General features: G+C 40.5%; 12 protein-coding genes. 4 read left to right on the forward strand and 8 right to left on the reverse strand.

Annotated features, from left to right (window positions below):
• Positions 1-351 precede the first annotated feature (351 nt).
• Positions 352-1,257, reverse strand: a complete 906-nt coding sequence (gene mak / locus M1F14_RS20515; protein ID WP_181469315.1) for a fructokinase — start codon at positions 1,255-1,257, stop codon at positions 352-354.
• 190 nt (positions 1,258-1,447) lie between these two features.
• On the opposite strand from mak, the gene rdgC reads away from it, so the two are divergent.
• Complete coding sequence (gene rdgC, locus M1F14_RS20520) at positions 1,448-2,353, forward strand: recombination-associated protein RdgC (RefSeq protein WP_181469085.1); 906 nt, start codon at positions 1,448-1,450, stop codon at positions 2,351-2,353.
• A 246-nt stretch (positions 2,354-2,599) separates the two neighbouring features.
• Positions 2,600-3,109, forward strand: coding sequence for a GNAT family N-acetyltransferase (locus M1F14_RS20525; protein ID WP_042846965.1), 510 nt, complete (start codon positions 2,600-2,602; stop codon positions 3,107-3,109).
• A 597-nt stretch (positions 3,110-3,706) separates the two neighbouring features.
• Here the strand turns inward: M1F14_RS20525 and yedF are convergent.
• The 4 genes from yedF to exbB form a co-directional block, all read right to left on the reverse strand.
• Positions 3,707-3,946 carry a sulfurtransferase-like selenium metabolism protein YedF gene (yedF, locus tag M1F14_RS20530; RefSeq protein ID WP_042846966.1) on the reverse strand — a complete coding sequence of 80 codons (240 nt, stop codon included), beginning with the start codon at positions 3,944-3,946 and terminating at the stop codon, positions 3,707-3,709.
• Positions 3,943-5,157 (reverse strand): selenium metabolism membrane protein YedE/FdhT, encoded by a 1,215-nt coding sequence (gene yedE, locus M1F14_RS20535; protein WP_042846967.1) that lies wholly within the window; start codon positions 5,155-5,157, stop codon positions 3,943-3,945. The genes yedF and yedE overlap by 4 nt, the downstream gene beginning before the upstream one ends.
• Positions 5,158-6,774: 1,617 nt before the next feature.
• Positions 6,775-7,203 (reverse strand): TonB system transport protein ExbD, encoded by a 429-nt coding sequence (gene exbD / locus M1F14_RS20540; protein WP_042846968.1) that lies wholly within the window; start codon positions 7,201-7,203, stop codon positions 6,775-6,777.
• 5 nt (positions 7,204-7,208) lie between these two features.
• On the reverse strand, positions 7,209-8,153 hold the full coding sequence (gene exbB, locus M1F14_RS20545) for a tonB-system energizer ExbB (protein WP_042846969.1): 945 nt from the start codon (positions 8,151-8,153) through the stop codon (positions 7,209-7,211).
• A 444-nt stretch (positions 8,154-8,597) separates the two neighbouring features.
• Between exbB and metC the strand changes: the two genes are divergently transcribed.
• A complete protein-coding gene (gene metC, locus M1F14_RS20550) occupies positions 8,598-9,782 on the forward strand; it encodes a cystathionine beta-lyase (protein ID WP_181469084.1) in 1,185 nt (394 codons plus the stop codon).
• A gap of 173 nt (positions 9,783-9,955) precedes the next feature.
• Positions 9,956-10,624 (forward strand): DedA family protein, encoded by a 669-nt coding sequence (locus tag M1F14_RS20555; RefSeq protein WP_042846971.1) that lies wholly within the window; start codon positions 9,956-9,958, stop codon positions 10,622-10,624.
• A gap of 205 nt (positions 10,625-10,829) precedes the next feature.
• Here the strand turns inward: M1F14_RS20555 and M1F14_RS20560 are convergent, their stop codons facing one another.
• The 3 genes from M1F14_RS20560 to carA form a co-directional block, all read right to left on the reverse strand.
• Complete coding sequence (locus M1F14_RS20560) at positions 10,830-11,855, reverse strand: MerR family transcriptional regulator (RefSeq protein WP_181469083.1); 1,026 nt, start codon at positions 11,853-11,855, stop codon at positions 10,830-10,832.
• 159 nt (positions 11,856-12,014) lie between these two features.
• Positions 12,015-15,236 carry a carbamoyl-phosphate synthase large subunit gene (carB, locus tag M1F14_RS20565; RefSeq protein WP_181469082.1) on the reverse strand — a complete coding sequence of 1,074 codons (3,222 nt, stop codon included), beginning with the start codon at positions 15,234-15,236 and terminating at the stop codon, positions 12,015-12,017.
• Positions 15,237-15,250: 14 nt separating this feature from the next.
• Positions 15,251-16,414, reverse strand: a complete 1,164-nt coding sequence (carA, locus tag M1F14_RS20570; RefSeq protein ID WP_048608414.1) for a glutamine-hydrolyzing carbamoyl-phosphate synthase small subunit — start codon at positions 16,412-16,414, stop codon at positions 15,251-15,253.
• Positions 16,415-16,511 lie beyond the last annotated feature (97 nt).

Here is a 16,511-nt window from a genome sequence, read left to right on the forward strand (position 1 = left end):
TTGAAGTTATTTTGCTGAATCTATTTTTTGAAGAGAAAGAGAACTGTGATTTAAATCACTCCCTATTTTCTATACATAATAGGCATTAAAATATTATTAAATTTGATAAATAAAATAATTAGCCATGTTACCTACGTGACTTAATAAGTATCACAACTTAAATAGTATTTTAATTAACCTAAATTTAATTTAAGTAATATAAAAACTATTTAAATACTGAATTATAATTAATCCTCTAAATTATTTGCTGAAATTTTGCTTTATCGTTAGGCGACAAAAGAGGATAACGTGGGCCATATACTAATGTATATGGCCCGATTCGCAGAGTGTAGCCAATAACACATATTGGAATTAGGCGGAAAATAGCCATGCAGCACCGCGCACGCCACTAGAATCGCCATGCGCGGCTTTACGAATTGGTGTATCGAACTCCCGACCAAATACCCACTGGCGTATTTTTTCAGGCAAATTGACATACAACGCATCCACGTTGCTCATCCCCCCACCTAGCACAATAACATCAGGGTCTAACATGTTAACAGCTTGAGCCAAAGCTTTCGCGAGGCGATTCTGGTAATTTTCAAATGCTTTGATGGCGTGCTTGTTACCATTTTGCGCCAACTGAATAATTTCTATTCCAGTCTTAGATTCTCCAGCTAACTTTTTATAATCAGCGATAAACCCCGTCCCTGAAACAAACTGCTCTGTACAGCCATTTAGCCCACAATAACAATGCTCTTCAGCAATAAATAGCCTATCTTGGTCATCTTGCCAAGGTAGAGGATTATGCCCCCACTCCCCAGCTACACCATTGCCGCCAGAGTGAACTTGCCCATTGATTGCCACCCCTGCACCACACCCCGTACCAATAATCACCGCAAAAACAACTTTTCCGCCAGCTCCAGCCCCATCAATCGCTTCTGATACCGCTAAACAATTCGCATCATTAGCAATTTTAACGGGTCGTCCTAGTAATTGACCTAAATCTGCATCAAAGAATTGACCATTTAGCCATGTTGAATTGGCATTTTTAACCCTTCCTGTCACGGGGGATAATGTTCCTGGGATCCCAACGCCAACGCTCCCTGACTGCCCTATCGCAGTTTCCGCATCACTCACTAAACTTGCAATGGCCCTAAGTGTCGCATCATAATCCCCCTTAGGAGTAGGGACCCGCTTACGAAATAGCGTTTCACCGTTATTATCTAGTGCAATCACTTCAATTTTTGTACCACCAAGGTCAATACCTATTCTCATAATGATGCTCTCTAATGTTTTTTTCATTTATCTGGTTATCATGGCTTGTCTTCATCAATATTTTCAAGGCTTAGACATTAAAATTGTGGACGACAAAGCCTAAACACATTTTTTTTCGCTTAATAACGGACAATTCGCTATCATAGCCCCTTGCTCTAATTGGCTATTTATCAACAAAGGTAGGTTTTTCATGTGGTTCAAGAATATATTAGTCTATCGCCTGAATCGGGATTTGGCACTCTCCGCTGATGATCTGGAAAAACAGCTTGCCTCACTTGCCTATCACCCTTGTGGCAGCCAAGATATGATGCAAACAGGCTGGGTATCACCGATGAATGGCGCAGACGCCTTAACCCATGTAGCAGGCAATCAAATTCTCATTTGTGCAAAAAAAGAAGAAAAAATGCTGCCATCTCCTGTAATTAAGCAAGAAGTACAGGATAAAATTGAAAAACTAGAAGCAGACCAAGGCCGCAAATTAAAGAAAACAGAAAAAGACGCCTTAAAAGATGAAGTCGTGCATACTCTGCTTCCCCGTGCATTCAGTAAGTTTAGCAAAACCTATATTTGGATCGACACCGTCAATCAATTAATTATTGTTGATGCCGCCAGTGCAAAACGTGCAGAAGACAACCTTGCTTTGTTACGTAAAAGCTTAGGGTCTTTACCCGTAGTTCCACTTACATTTAAAGACCCAATAGAACTCACACTAACCGAATGGGTTCGTTCTGGCTCATTACCACAAGGTTTCGCGGTAATGGATGAAGCAGAACTTAAAGCCATCCTAGAAGAAGGCGGAATTATCCGTTGTAAAAAACAAGATTTAATTTCTGATGAAATTACAACTCATATCGAAGCGGGCAAATTAGTCACTAAGTTAGCGTTAGATTGGGAAGAAAGAATTCAGTTTATGTTATCTGATGATGGCTCACTAAAAAGGTTAAAATTTAGCGATACATTAAAAGATCAAAACGATGATATTGCGAAAGAAGATTTCGCCCAAAAATTTGATGCGGACTATGTGTTAATGACCGGCGAACTTAGCGCTTTGATCGCCCGTTTAATTGATGTGTTAGGTGGCGAAGCCGAGCACTAATTTTCCTTCAGGTTCCCTTTCATCTCACGGTGGCAACTTATTACCTAACTAAGTTGCCATTTCTTTTTAGACCCTGCTTACATAGCCACAATTAAGTCATTGACTGCTCACTCAATCTCTGGTTGATTAAATTACATCCACACTACCAATTTATTTGATACTTAGTTTGTTAAACAAAAAACAAAAATAATAAATAATAACCTCCATCATTGGAGCTATGGTCAATATTCTATCGAAGGAATTGTTATGAAAGAGCTCATCGAACCTGAAGTGGATGAAAATTCACTGGTCACCTTGCAAAAAATCACTGCTGATAATTTCTCTGAAATTTGCTTACTAAGTCATACCCTTAGTGAAGCACAACGTAATATGGTGGCAGACAATGCTTATTCTATGGTCGAAGCACAATTTTCTAGTTGTGCGTGGTACCGAGGAATTTACGCAGATGATGTCCCTGTTGGCTTTATCATGCTTCACTCTGGTTTAGATGATGATGAATTAGAATATGATGGCATTATGCTGTGGCGCTTTATGATTGCGGAACCCTATCAAAAACTAGGGTTTGGTCGCGAAGCATTACTCCAAGTCATTGCTTATCTAAAAAAGAAAGGCTATCCGCGCCTTTATAACAGTTGTGGCGAAGGGGAGGAAAGCCCATTCGAATTTTACAAAAAGCTCGGTTTTGTCCCTACAGGGGGATATATTGACGATGAGTGTGAATTAGTCCTTGATATTACAAATTGGCAAGAAGATTAACTGAACATCTGTCGATATTTTACTCATAAACCCATCTGCAATTTAAATATTTTAATAAATTGAATGGTAAGTCACTAATATACCTTAAATAATTTGTGCCGTAGCTAGGCGACAAGCGAACCGAACCCTAGGGGCATACAAAAGTATATGACTAGGGCTGTCGTTACAGTCGGCAGCGCCCCGGCGCAAAATATAACAGTACCATTTGGATACCCTATATAATTCGGGTGGTAGCTAGGCGATAAGTGAACCGAACCCTAGGAGCATACAAAAGTATGTGACTAGGGCTGTCGTTACAGTCGGCAGCGCCCCGACGCAAAATATAACAATACCATTTGGATACCCTATATAATTCGGGTTGTAGCTAGGCGATAAGTGAACCGAACCCTAGGAGCATACAAAAGTATGTGACTAGGGCTGTCGTTACAGTCGGCAGCGCCCCGACGCAAAATATAACAATACCATTTGGATACCCTATATAATTCGGGTTGTAGCTAGGCGACAAGCGAACCGAACCCTAGGAGCATACAAAAGTATGTGACTAGGGGCGGTGAGAGCGGTCAACAACGCTACAGCGCGAAGTATGACGGGTATCTGTTATTTTTGGATAAGATAACGAATAGTCGGCCCATCCTGTTGAATATCCAACACCGTATAACCATAATTTTTCGCATCTAGTGGGATATTATTAATTGACTGGGGGCAGTCACTTACCACTTCTAAGATTTCACCGCTTTTCAGTGATGGCATAGCCTCTAACGTTGCTACAGCAGGATATGGACAAGGTTCTCCAACCATATCTAAGCGGTAATCAGGAATGATATCTTTCTTGTTCATACTGCCTCCACGGATGTATTCGATGACTTTTGCTCTCGTTTACGGAAAAAGTGTTTTTCCCATAACAGCATCAGCACAAACGCTACCGCTAATAATGCATAAGTAACCAATAAACCACCTTCTGGCCCAAAAGTTTCTAATAGATTAACTTTATCAAAATCAGTGGCCAACCAAGGGCCCAAATCATCCCAATAATAAGCAAGAACTGTTGCGCCAATAATATTACCGAAGCCAACCCACCAATAATGAACTTGGCCTTCAACAGCACGATACATCCAGCCCGTTTCACAACCACCAGCAAGAACGATACCAAAGCCAAATAATAGACCACCAATTACTGCATTCGGGCCTGCCCATAGGATTTTAGGTGTAGCACCTAGTTGTACGTAGCTAAAAATCCCCACGGCACTAACCGCCATGCCGATAATAATTGCTTTCGCCATATGCGTACGCCCCGTGATCCAAAGATCACGAAACGCAGAAGTAAAGCAGATCTGAGCTCGCTCAATTAATAAACCAAAACCTATCCCACATAAAATCGCGAAACCCATCACTGGAGAATCAAGCAATGTATAAAAACCCCAAGCAATGGCTAAAGTAAAAATCACCATACCAAGTTTAAAACGTCTTTTCGCCACATCATGGTTTTGGGTTAGAGGGGATGCAGTATTGACCTTTTTGAGCTTCACGGGGATCCGAAACATTGGCATCAGTGTAAACTTGGCACCAAAATATGACCCAGCAGCAGTGGCAACGGCAAAGTACCACGCATGTAATGAAAATTGAGGTATCCCAGTAAAGAATGCGGCTAAATTACACCCCATAGCTAAACGAGCCCCAAACCCCGCAATAATACCGCCTAATATAGCTTGGAAAATACGGATTCGGTGTTGAGGCATACGTAATTTGATGTTATTGGCCCAAAGGGCTGCCGCAAAACACCCTGCAAACATACCAATAATCATAACACCATCAATACGGTCTAATGGCGTGCCTTCAAAGCCAATAACTTTAAAATATCCCCAAGTTTCAGGCTCCGCACCAAAAAGTTGCATGACATGTCCGCCCCAGCGAGTGAACTCGCCAGTCACAGCCCAAAATGTGCCCGTTAAGCCAAAATAATAAGTTGATAAGATCCCCGCAGCAATTACTGCAGGTAATGGTTTCCAAAAACCGATGAGATAGTGAGATTTAAAATCAGACCAAGTCATTGTTACTTCCAATTCGTTTCACGCCAGATCCTGGCAGAGAAATTCGCCGTTGTATAATTATCTTTATAAGTAGTTATATCGATACCCCACAGCGAAGAGGCAATATCATACTCTGATAAATTTTTTCGTGAAGCCATTTCATCATAAAACACAGAAAAGGTTGATGCTTCTCATATCTCACCCCCTTAGCTATATCAATTCATTCTTTAGTTAACTTGTATTGTTTTTCTTTATGTTATCCCAGAAAGAGATGAGAGCTTAAACTACGAAATGAATACAAAAAAAAAGCGTTATCGAAATGATAACGCTGGAAGTGTAGTCTTATTTTATCTATAGAGGTGTATAATATGAAATTGCCGTATTACGGCGACGCTTGCTATGCGTAGTCTGTAGTCAGCCCATTTGACTCCAGTAATAACACTTATCTCACTATATAAATACGCCCGCTATTCGAATTATCTAACTAAGTAATTATAGTTATTTTTAAGATAAAGCCTAATAACTTGCTAAATTTAAAATTCAAAAATTAGCGATGGCTTTATTAACCCTAGCGTAAGTAAATTTTAAATAAACATTTCAATATAACAAGGTATTTAAAAGTGTTTCTAAATGTTATTGATTGCATTATAACGTAATACATTTGTTGCGCAAGCATTTTTTTGTTCGAGTCCCTACGTGAAAATAAAAAAACATTCTTATTTTAAATCAATTAGTTATGTAAATTCACAGAAAAACAACAAAATAATAGTCTTATAGTTAAGATATTACAGACAATTTACATTTATTCGTTAAATATATATTTTACATATTTAAAATAATTTCCAATAAATAACTTTAATATTATTTAATCACTACAGATAATTACTTAAATATATTATTTAAGATTTCAAACCCCATATAAACATTAATAATACTTACATATAAAAAAACAAAATAAATAAGTAGATATACTTATCTGTGTATTTTAAATTTACATAATAAAACTAATAGCTACTATTCCTATGATTAACAATCATTTTTTGTTTTTTTTTAAACAATAAAATGGCCGTAACATATATATGGTTATTGATATTAACAGGTAAAAAAGATAAAAACATAAAACCTTATTAACAAAATGGTTTATTTTTTATTATATATAACTTATCTTTAAAATTGTTTTTAACAAAATAAAAAGCATTTACAACCAGACAAACTCGCATTTTAAAACTAAAAAACCAACTCAATAATCAACATTTCTTATGCGTATTCTAGAAAAATAAAGCTATCACTTACCGTTATCATCAAAAATCAGATGCCAAGCAACACCTATTCATTATAAAATTTAATGTTCCCCCTTATTTTTTTATTACTATAACCAACGCCCCGCCTAAAAATCGGCGAAAAAACATGAAGAACAAACTATAGCCCCATAAATTTGACGAAAAAATAGTGTGAAATAAGAATAAAACGCTTTAAAAATAAGTTAATCACTAAAAAATATGATTAAGCACAAGAGAAATACTATAAAGAGGTTAGCTCAAAACACTACATAGCTATTTTTGAACAATTAATTTTATACATAAAAAAACGCGTTCCATCCCAAAGGATAAAACGCGCCGGAAAGATTTGATGCTCCCCTTATTTAGAAGAGGATGTCGCTTCCATACCAACTAGACCGATTTTTAAATACCCTGATTGGCGTAATGCGTTCATTACATCCATCATAGTTTCATAATCTACACTCTTATCAGCTTGAAAAAAGATTGTTGTATCTTTATTCGCACTAGTGGCTTGGTCAAGCATTGCTGAAAGCTGATCTTTTGATACCGCTTGATCACCAATAAAGAGTTGGTTGTCTGCTTTAACAGTTAGAAATACGGGTTTTTCTGGGCGTGGCTGCGGCTTCGCAGTCGAAGCAGGTAAGTTGACTTTAATATCAACAGTTGCCAACGGTGCCGCAACCATAAAGATAATCAATAAAACTAACATAACGTCAATAAAAGGCGTTACGTTAATTTCATGCATTTCACCACTATCGTCTTGTTCGTCACCTAAACGCATTGCCATAATAATTACCTTGCTTTGCTATTTGCCAGATCGAGATCACGTCCCAATAATAATGCAGATTGAGCAGCGACATCCCCTACTTGACCACGGTAGTTGTTGATCATCCGAGCAAAAATATTATAAATCACAACGGCTGGAATTGCGGCGATAAGACCAATTGCAGTCGCTAGCAATGCTTCTGCTATCCCTGGTGCAACGACGGCAAGGTTAGTGGTCTGTGAGTGAGCAATTCCAATAAAGCTGTTCATGATCCCCCAAACTGTGCCAAATAAACCGACAAATGGAGAGATCGCGCCAATCGTTGCCAAATAACCATTTCCGCGCCCCATATAACGGCTAATTCCAGCGACAGCTCTTTCGAGGCGGAACGAAGTACGCTCTTTAGTCCCTGATAAGTCAGTACTATTGACAGAAAGTGTTCTTTCATTAACAGCTTCATTTAATAGCATACGGGTAACACTATTAGCTTTGAAACCATCTGCAATGCTGACAGCTTCATCAAGTGATTTTACCTCTGCAATCGCTTTGGCTTCTTCTTTTAAGCGGCGACGTGCAACTAAGATTTCTAACCCTTTTGAAAAGAACAGTGCCCAAGTAATAATTGAAGCAATGACTAAACCTATCATCACGGTTTTAACCACATTATCTGCATTTTGGTACATCCCCCAAACAGATAAGTCTTGATCAAACCCGCCAGTTGGTGCCTCTGTTGCCAGCTCAATATTTTCGCTAACCGCTGATGTATTTCCACCTTCCCCTTGAATGGGCTCTGCGGGTACTGATGCAACCTCAGCATTTGGTGCCGTTGTGGTTGGCGTAGCAGAATTTTCTACCGATGGTGTTGAGGATGTATTTTGAGACGCCGCTGGTGTTGTTGCAGGTGTGGTTTCAGCGACTGCCGTCCCCATCAAGCCGAACGCCAATAGAATAGAAGCTGTTAGTTTACGCATCAGTTGGCCTTTACTCTCTTTTTAGTGTTGTATAACAAAATTTATATCGATGATTGTGCCATTCATCGACTAACCATTAAAAGCGAAATTTGACTCGCACTGTCCATTCTTTTCAAAAAGACGCTGCTGATAATATCAAACACAGCGCGAATTGATAGTAATTATCATTAGTATTTGCAATTTTTTTATGTTTTTTTGCTCTTCGACAAAGAAGCCCTCTTCTATGATACGGTTATTTATCTTCAGCCTTGAGTTAACAATTTAGCTAGTTCACCATCGGCCTTGGTTGCTTTCACTCGGTAGATTACCCACAAATTTACTTCATCCCCATATTTAAAATGAAAGTTGAAGAATACTCAGGTTACATTTCCTTCGAGATCATTTAACGTCTTAGTATTAATCATCTTAGAATTCGGCAAATCACATTCTGTGTAGGGAAAAATCATGGCAGAGAGTAAACCTGAAACTCAATTAGTACATATTGGTCGAAACCCTAAGTACACACAAAAAGGGGTAAACCCAGTTATTCAGCGTGCATCATCTATTATTTTTGACACTCTGGAAGAAAAACGTCACGCAACCCGTCACCGTGCAGGTAACACTTTATTTTATGGGCGACGGGGTACACAAACTCATTTTGCTTTTCAAGAAGCAATGACTGAATTAGAACAAGGGGCTGGCTGTGTGCTTTATCCTTCGGGCGCAGCCGCAATTACCAATGCTATTTTGTCTTTTATTTCAGCGGGAGAGCACATCCTTGTTACCGGCTCTGCCTATGACCCTACGCAGAATTTTTGCGACAACATTTTAACTAAGCTAAGCGTTCAAACGACTTATTTCGACCCATTAATTGGGGAAGATATCGCTGAGTTAATCCAGCCAAATACTCGTATCGTCTTCTTAGAATCACCCGGCTCTATTACAATGGAAGTTCATGATTTACCGGCTATTGTTCATGCAGTCCGTGCCAAATCACCTGAAATTATTATTATGATTGATAATACTTGGGCGGCTGGCGTATTGCTTAAGCCCTTATTATTCGATATTGATATATCCATTCAGTCTGCCACAAAATATATTAACGGCCACTCTGACGGCATGTTAGGTCTTGCTGTTGCCAATCAACGTTGTATCAAAACATTACGTGAAAATTCTTATCTATTAGGCCAAACCGCAGATCCTGATACCGTTTATATGGCAAACAGAGGGCTTCATACCCTAGCAACTCGATTAAAACAGCACCAAATTAATAGTTTGCAGATTGCACACTGGCTACAGAAACGGCCAGAAGTCGACCAAGTTTTTCATCCTGCACTTCCATCATCGCCCGGTCATGAATACTTCATACGCGATTTTTCTGGCTGTAATGGCTTATTCTCTTTTCAACTAAAATCTCGATTATCTCCTGAGCAATTCACCATATTTCTTGATAACTTTACTCATTTCAAAATGGGGTATTCATGGGGTGGGTTTGAATCACTGATTTTGGGGTATCAAAAAGAGGATTTACAAAACATGCGCCAATATGATTTTTCACCTAAAGAGGGGACATTTTTCCGAGTGCATATCGGCTTAGAGCACCCTGATGATTTAATTCATGATTTACAATTAGCTTTCGAGCGAATTTGATTTTCATTAAAAATCAATAAATTAATTATTTTAAATTGCAGGTTTCCATTTGCTTGTTGCCTGCAATTAATTTGCTAAATCACTAATTCATCAAACAAATCAAACTCGACGCACATTTTTCCTGTAATATAGTTAATAAAGAAATTCGCTTTTACGCAAATACAGGAACGATTATGGAAGTCCTACGCGAAATCGTACTGGCACTTTGGAACCACGATTTCCTTAAACTCTCCAACCCTGAAGTGCTTTGGGTTATTTATACCGTGCTTTTTGTTGTCATTGTTTTAGAAAATGGCGTTCTTCCCGCTGCATTTTTACCGGGAGACACCTTGCTTATCTTGTCAGGTGCACTAATAGCCAAAGGTGTATTACATTTTATTCCAACCATATTATTGTTAACGGTGGCGGCAAGTTTAGGGTGTTGGCTAGGTTTTCTACAAGGAAGATGGCTAAGCGAGACCACCGTTGTCAAACGTTGGTTATCCCAGATCCCTGAGGAATATCATACTAAAGCAAACAATATGTTTAACAAACAAGGGTTATATGCGTTGCTTATAGGCCGGTTTCTTGCATTTGTTAGAACAATATTACCATTGCTCGCGGGGCTATCCGAACTCAGTCACCGTCGTTTCCAATTTTTCAATTGGTTAAGTGGCTTATTATGGGTTGGCTTAATTGTGAGCTTAGGTTACGCCCTCAATCAAATTCCTTTTGTAAAAGAACATGAGCAAATTGTTATCAGCGCACTGATGATCATCCCTGTTGTTTTACTCGTGAGTGGGTTAATTGGTTCAATTGTCGTGTATTGGAAACACCGTAAGGCCCTGTCAAATAACAAATAAAATTGATAACAGCAATGGCCACTAAATAGCGGCCATTCAGACTGTTGACAAACATATCATGTTTGGCGACAGTCGTTAGGGGTTCTGAAATAAACGAGGAAAATCAATTCATTGATTTTCGGCTGATAACACGGAGCGGGGAAAACCACGCTTTTATCCCGCTTCGTCAGCAACTTCAATGGCCGCTAAATAGCGGCCATTTCACTTATTGCGCCATCAAAACAGTGATAGCTGAAAACAAATACTGACCAATTTCTGGGGTCATCCACGTCCCTTGAGAAATCCTTGGTTCTTCTCGATATACCATACGGATCTTTTCCTGTAGTTCAGGGTCTTTCCCCGTGAATTGATTAAACATCGCTAACCAGGTTTTCGCCAACTGCTGAACTTCCTCTGAGTCTGGGGATTTACGTGCTTTCATTGCATTATATAAACCTGCAATTAATTCGGGCCACACCTGCCCCGAAGCAAAATAATGCTGCCTAACCAAAGCAAATTGTGCAGCCGTTAAATGTGGTCTAAACAACGACAATTGGTATTCACTAAAACCCTCTGCAACATATTGGATCATTGCAACGGAAATCCCCGATGAATAAGCTAATGTATTATCGGATAAATGAATTTGATTCAGCCGAGCAAAGAAATCAGGGTTCCCTCCGGTATCTCTTTCTAGTGCGGTCATCCATTCATGTGCAATTTGTTGCACCTCTGTAGATTGCGGTGCTGCACCTTGCTCCATTAACTGACTTACTGCTGCTATACGCTGTTGCCATTCTTGGTTTTTCAGCGTATGTGCTGTATACAATGGCAATTGTTCCAACTCTTGGGGGGTAAAATATTTATCAAACATCGACATCATCTCCAATACAGAAAACCAATCAGCCTGAGTTAAAACATCTCCTGTTTGCATTTGCCTATGTAATTGCTCTAATCGATAACGTAACGTTGCCATTTGTTCCATTTGTTCCGTTAATAATGCAATACGTTCTTGCAACAAACTTGTGATATCCCCACTCTGACCATCGAGTAATTCACCGATGTCTTTCAGTTTGACTCCAACTTGCCGTAACAATTGAATTTGCGTTAAACGCTCTATACATTGCATGTTGTAAAGCCGATAACCCGCATCGGTCCTTGCAGTTGGAAGCAACAAGCCAATCTCTTCATAATGATGAAGTGTACGGATGGTTAACCCTGTTTTTTCCGCGATTTCACCGACTTGAAATAGCATACATTCCTCCTGTAATTGCGACTAAGGTTAGTGCCTCACGTTACGTGAGAGTCAACCAGCATTTTGCATTTTTTTATTGAAATTGCATATTATCCCCAGATAAACAAAAAAGCCCCAGCAGACTGAACTGCAGGGGCTCATTAATGGCTAATGAATAATTTACTTAATCAACGCATGCATTTCTTGAACTGAAATCACTTTTTCTGTTGGGTCAGCACTCAATGACATAGTCGTTGCAAACCCACCGTTTAACGTTGTGTCATAATGTACTTTATACTGCAAGGCACTACGGCGAATTAATTTAGAATCTTCAATGGCTTGGCGCCCCGCGGTTGTATTTACAATATAATCGTATTCACCATTCTTAATTCTATCTTGAATATGTGGACGACCTTCATGAACCTTATTCACCAACCTAGGGTTAATCCCAGCTTCCCCTAATACAATCGCTGTTCCGTGCGTCGCATCTAATTCGAAACCATGTTTTAGCAATTTTGCAGCTAAATCCACGACGCGCGTTTTATCACCTTCACGGACAGACAGGAGCGCTCGCCCTGATTTTTTCATGGTTGAGCTACTGCCTAACATTGCTTTAGCGAATGCTTCTGCAAATGTCCGCCCGACGCCCATGACTTCACCCGTTGAACGCATTTCTGGCCCAAGGATCGGGTCTACGCCTTGGAATTTATTAAATGGAAGAACAACTTCTTTCACTGAGTAATAAGGGGGAATGATTTCTTCTGTAACACCTTGTTCAGCCAATGTTTGCCCAACCATCACACGTGCTGCCACTTTAGCTAATGGCACACCGGTTGCTTTCGACACAAATGGGACGGTTCTTGCTGCTCGAGGGTTAACTTCAATCAAGTACACCTCATTATTTTTCACCGCAAACTGTACGTTCATTAAGCCACGCACACGTAACTCAAATGCAAGGTTACGAACTTGTTCACGCATGACATCTTGAATTTCTTGGCTTAAGGTATAGGCAGGCAACGAACATGCGGAATCGCCAGAATGCACACCGGCTTGCTCAATATGCTCCATAATACCACCAATCAATACCATTTCACCGTCACAAATCGCATCAACATCCACCTCGACTGCATCGTCTAAGAAACGGTCAAGCAGTACTGGTGCATCATTCGATACACTCACCGCGGTTTGGAAATAACGGCGTAAATCCACCTCATCATACACGATTTCCATCGCACGACCGCCTAGCACATAAGATGGGCGAACTACCAGTGGGTAACCAATTCCTGCAGCTTTTTCAACCGCTTGTTCAATAGCAGTTACCGTTGCATTCTGGGGTTGTTTTAAATTTAAACGATTAACTGCTTGTTGGAACCGTTCACGGTCTTCAGCGCGGTCAATGGCATCAGGGCTAGTACCAATAACAGGAACACCTGCTGCCTCAAGTGCTCTCGCTAATTTAAGCGGAGTTTGACCGCCATATTGCACAATCACACCTTGTGGTTGTTCAATACGCACGATTTCAAGAACATCTTCCAATGTCACTGGCTCAAAGTACAGGCGGTCAGATGTGTCATAATCTGTTGAAACCGTTTCAGGGTTACAGTTAACCATGATGGTTTCATAACCATCTTCACGTAGTGCTAAAGAAGCATGTACACAACAGTAGTCAAACTCAATCCCTTGGCCAATACGGTTCGGGCCACCGCCTAACACCATTACTTTGGGCTTATCATTATTTGGGTTTGATTCACACTCTTCTTCATAAGTGGAATACATATAAGCCGTATCTGTTGCAAACTCTGCTGCACAAGTGTCTACTCGTTTATAAACAGGGTGTAAGCCATACCCTTGGCGTAATTTACGTAGCTCGGCTTCGGAGACGCCAACTAAGCTAGCAAGACGTGCGTCTGCAAAACCTTTGCGCTTCAATACCCGTAAAAAGTCTTTTGTCAGGCCATTTACACCTAACTCTGCAACTTTCTCTTCTAAACGGACTAACTCTTCAATTTGTACTAAGAACCAACGGTCGATATTCGTTAGGTTAAAGACACCATCTACCGAAAGACCTGCGCGGAAAGCATCTGCGATAAACCAAATTCGCTCTGCTCCCGCATCTTTTAATTCACGGCGGATCCGAGTTAATACTTCAGGGTCTTCTTGAGAGACTTTTGGGTCAAAACCAGTCGCACCGACTTCTAAACCACGTAGGGCTTTTTGCATTGATTCTTGGAATGTGCGACCAATTGCCATCACTTCACCCACAGATTTCATCTGAGTCGTTAAGCGGTCATTCGTGCCTGCAAATTTCTCAAAGTTAAAGCGTGGTATTTTTGTCACAACATAGTCGATAGAAGGCTCAAATGAAGCTGGTGTACGGCCTCCAGTGATATCATTCATCAACTCATCGAGGGTATAGCCGACCGCTAATTTGGCAGCAACTTTGGCAATAGGGAACCCTGTCGCTTTTGATGCTAGCGCCGATGAACGAGAAACACGCGGGTTCATTTCAATAACAATTAAGCGCCCATCTTTAGGGTTTACAGCAAATTGAACGTTAGAGCCACCTGTTTCCACACCAATTTCACGTAAAACAGCCATAGAGGCATCACGCATGATTTGGTATTCTTTGTCCGTCAAAGTCTGCGCTGGTGCAACGGTGATAGAGTCACCGGTATGAATCCCCATCGCATCAAAGTTTTCGATTGAACAGACAATAATGCAGTTGTCTTTTTTATCGCGGACAACTTCCATTTCATATTCTTTCCAACCAATTAATGACTCATCAATTAATAACTCATTCGTTGGTGATAAATCTAAACCACGCGTACAAATTTCTTCGAATTCTTCACGGTTGTATGCAATACCGCCCCCCGTTCCGCCCATAGTAAACGATGGGCGAATAATACATGGGAAGCCAACATCATCAGCAACTGCGTAGGCTTCTTCCATATTATGTGCGATACCAGAACGCGCTGTACCCAAGCCGATTTTTTTCATTGCTTTATCGAAACGCTGACGGTCTTCTGCTTTATCAATCGCATCTGCAGTAGCCCCAATCATTGTTACACCAAATTCGGCTAAAACCCCTTTGCGTTCCAATTCAAGTGCGCAGTTTAGTGCCGTTTGCCCACCCATCGTCGGCAATACCGCATCAGGGCGCTCTTTTTCGATGATTTTGCGAACCACTTCCCAATGAATTGGCTCAATATAAGTAGCATCAGCCATCTCAGGGTCAGTCATGATCGTTGCAGGGTTCGAGTTAACTAAAATAACGCGATAACCTTCTTCACGTAATGCTTTACATGCCTGTGCACCTGAATAGTCAAATTCGCATGCTTGGCCGATAACGATTGGGCCCGCACCTAAAATCAGAATGCTTTTTATATCAGTACGTTTTGCCATTTTTCTGCTCCCGATTATTTTGCGTTTTGACGTGGTGTGTTTTGACGGTATTCATTGATTAAATCAATGAAATGGTCGAATAAGTTCGCCGCATCATGTGGCCCTGAGCTTGCTTCAGGATGGCCTTGGAAACTAAATGCTGGTTTATCCGTACGGTGAATACCTTGCAATGTCCCATCAAACAGTGACTTGTGCGTCACACGCAGTGTATCGGGGAGTGTTGATTCATCGACAGCAAAACCATGATTTTGCGCGGTGATCATAACAACATCGTTGTCTAAATCTTTCACAGGATGGTTAGCACCATGATGACCAAACTTCATTTTCATGGTATTTGCACCACTAGCCAGAGCCAATAATTGATGCCCTAAGCAGATCCCAAAAACAGGTATATTGGTGGTTAAAAATGTTTCAATTGCATTGATTGCGTAATCACAAGGGGCAGGATCACCAGGCCCGTTAGATAGGAAAATACCATCCGGCTCCATCGCTAGAACCGTTTCTGCCGAGGTCGTTGCGGGAACAACTGTTAAGCGGCAACCGCGGTCAACTAGCATTCGTAAAATATTACGTTTAGCACCAAAATCATAGGCAACGACGTGTAAAGGAAGCTGTTCAGCGGCTTTCGCACCTTGCTGACCATTTTCTAGTGTCCAAGATCCTTGAGACCAACTATAAATCTCTTTAGTGCAGACTTCTTTTGCTAAATCCAATCCATTCAACCCAGAGAAACTACGTGCTTTTTCAAGTGCCAATGCGGCATCTGGACTATCCCCTGCAATAATGCAGCCATTCTGAGCCCCTTTTTCTCTCAATAAGCGGGTCAATTTACGTGTATCGATATCTGCGATAGCCACAACGTTGTGGCGTTTCAGATACTCTGACAACCCTTCTTGCCCACGAAAGTTGCTGTAAACCAATGGTAAGTCACGAATGATTAGACCTTGAGCATGAACATTTGGAGATTCTTCGTCATCAGCATTTGTGCCGACATTACCAATATGGGGATAAGTGAGAGTAACAATTTGGCGGGAATAGGAAGGGTCTGTAATTATTTCTTGATATCCGGTCATTGACGTATTGAAAACGACTTCTCCAACTGCGGCACCTTCTGCGCCTATGGCATGCCCGTGGAATTGGGTTCCGTCTTCCAGAACCAATATAGCTGACTTAATCAAAACACCCTCCGGAGAATAATAAATCACGTTTTTTGCATATTAATTCAGATTTTGCGATCTAAATCAATGCCAAAATGAGTTTTTAAGCAGATTTTTG

This window comes from Providencia sp. PROV003, from assembly GCF_045040775.1.
Classification (GTDB): Bacteria; Pseudomonadota; Gammaproteobacteria; order Enterobacterales; family Enterobacteriaceae; genus Providencia; species Providencia huashanensis.

Excerpts from the sequence above, each read along its gene's own strand:
- mak (WP_181469315.1), bottom strand. The coding sequence starts at position 1,257 with ATGAGAATAGGTATTGACCTTGGTGGTACAAAAATTGAAGTGATTGCA.
- rdgC (WP_181469085.1), top strand. The coding sequence starts at position 1,448 with ATGTGGTTCAAGAATATATTAGTCTATCGCCTGAATCGGGATTTGGCA.
- M1F14_RS20525 (WP_042846965.1), top strand. The coding sequence starts at position 2,600 with ATGAAAGAGCTCATCGAACCTGAAGTGGATGAAAATTCACTGGTCACC.
- yedF (WP_042846966.1), bottom strand. The coding sequence starts at position 3,946 with ATGAACAAGAAAGATATCATTCCTGATTACCGCTTAGATATGGTTGGA.
- yedE (WP_042846967.1), bottom strand. The coding sequence starts at position 5,157 with ATGACTTGGTCTGATTTTAAATCTCACTATCTCATCGGTTTTTGGAAA.
- exbD (WP_042846968.1), bottom strand. The coding sequence starts at position 7,203 with ATGGCAATGCGTTTAGGTGACGAACAAGACGATAGTGGTGAAATGCAT.
- exbB (WP_042846969.1), bottom strand. The coding sequence starts at position 8,153 with ATGCGTAAACTAACAGCTTCTATTCTATTGGCGTTCGGCTTGATGGGG.
- metC (WP_181469084.1), top strand. The coding sequence starts at position 8,598 with ATGGCAGAGAGTAAACCTGAAACTCAATTAGTACATATTGGTCGAAAC.
- M1F14_RS20555 (WP_042846971.1), top strand. The coding sequence starts at position 9,956 with ATGGAAGTCCTACGCGAAATCGTACTGGCACTTTGGAACCACGATTTC.
- M1F14_RS20560 (WP_181469083.1), bottom strand. The coding sequence starts at position 11,855 with ATGCTATTTCAAGTCGGTGAAATCGCGGAAAAAACAGGGTTAACCATC.
- carB (WP_181469082.1), bottom strand. The coding sequence starts at position 15,236 with ATGGCAAAACGTACTGATATAAAAAGCATTCTGATTTTAGGTGCGGGC.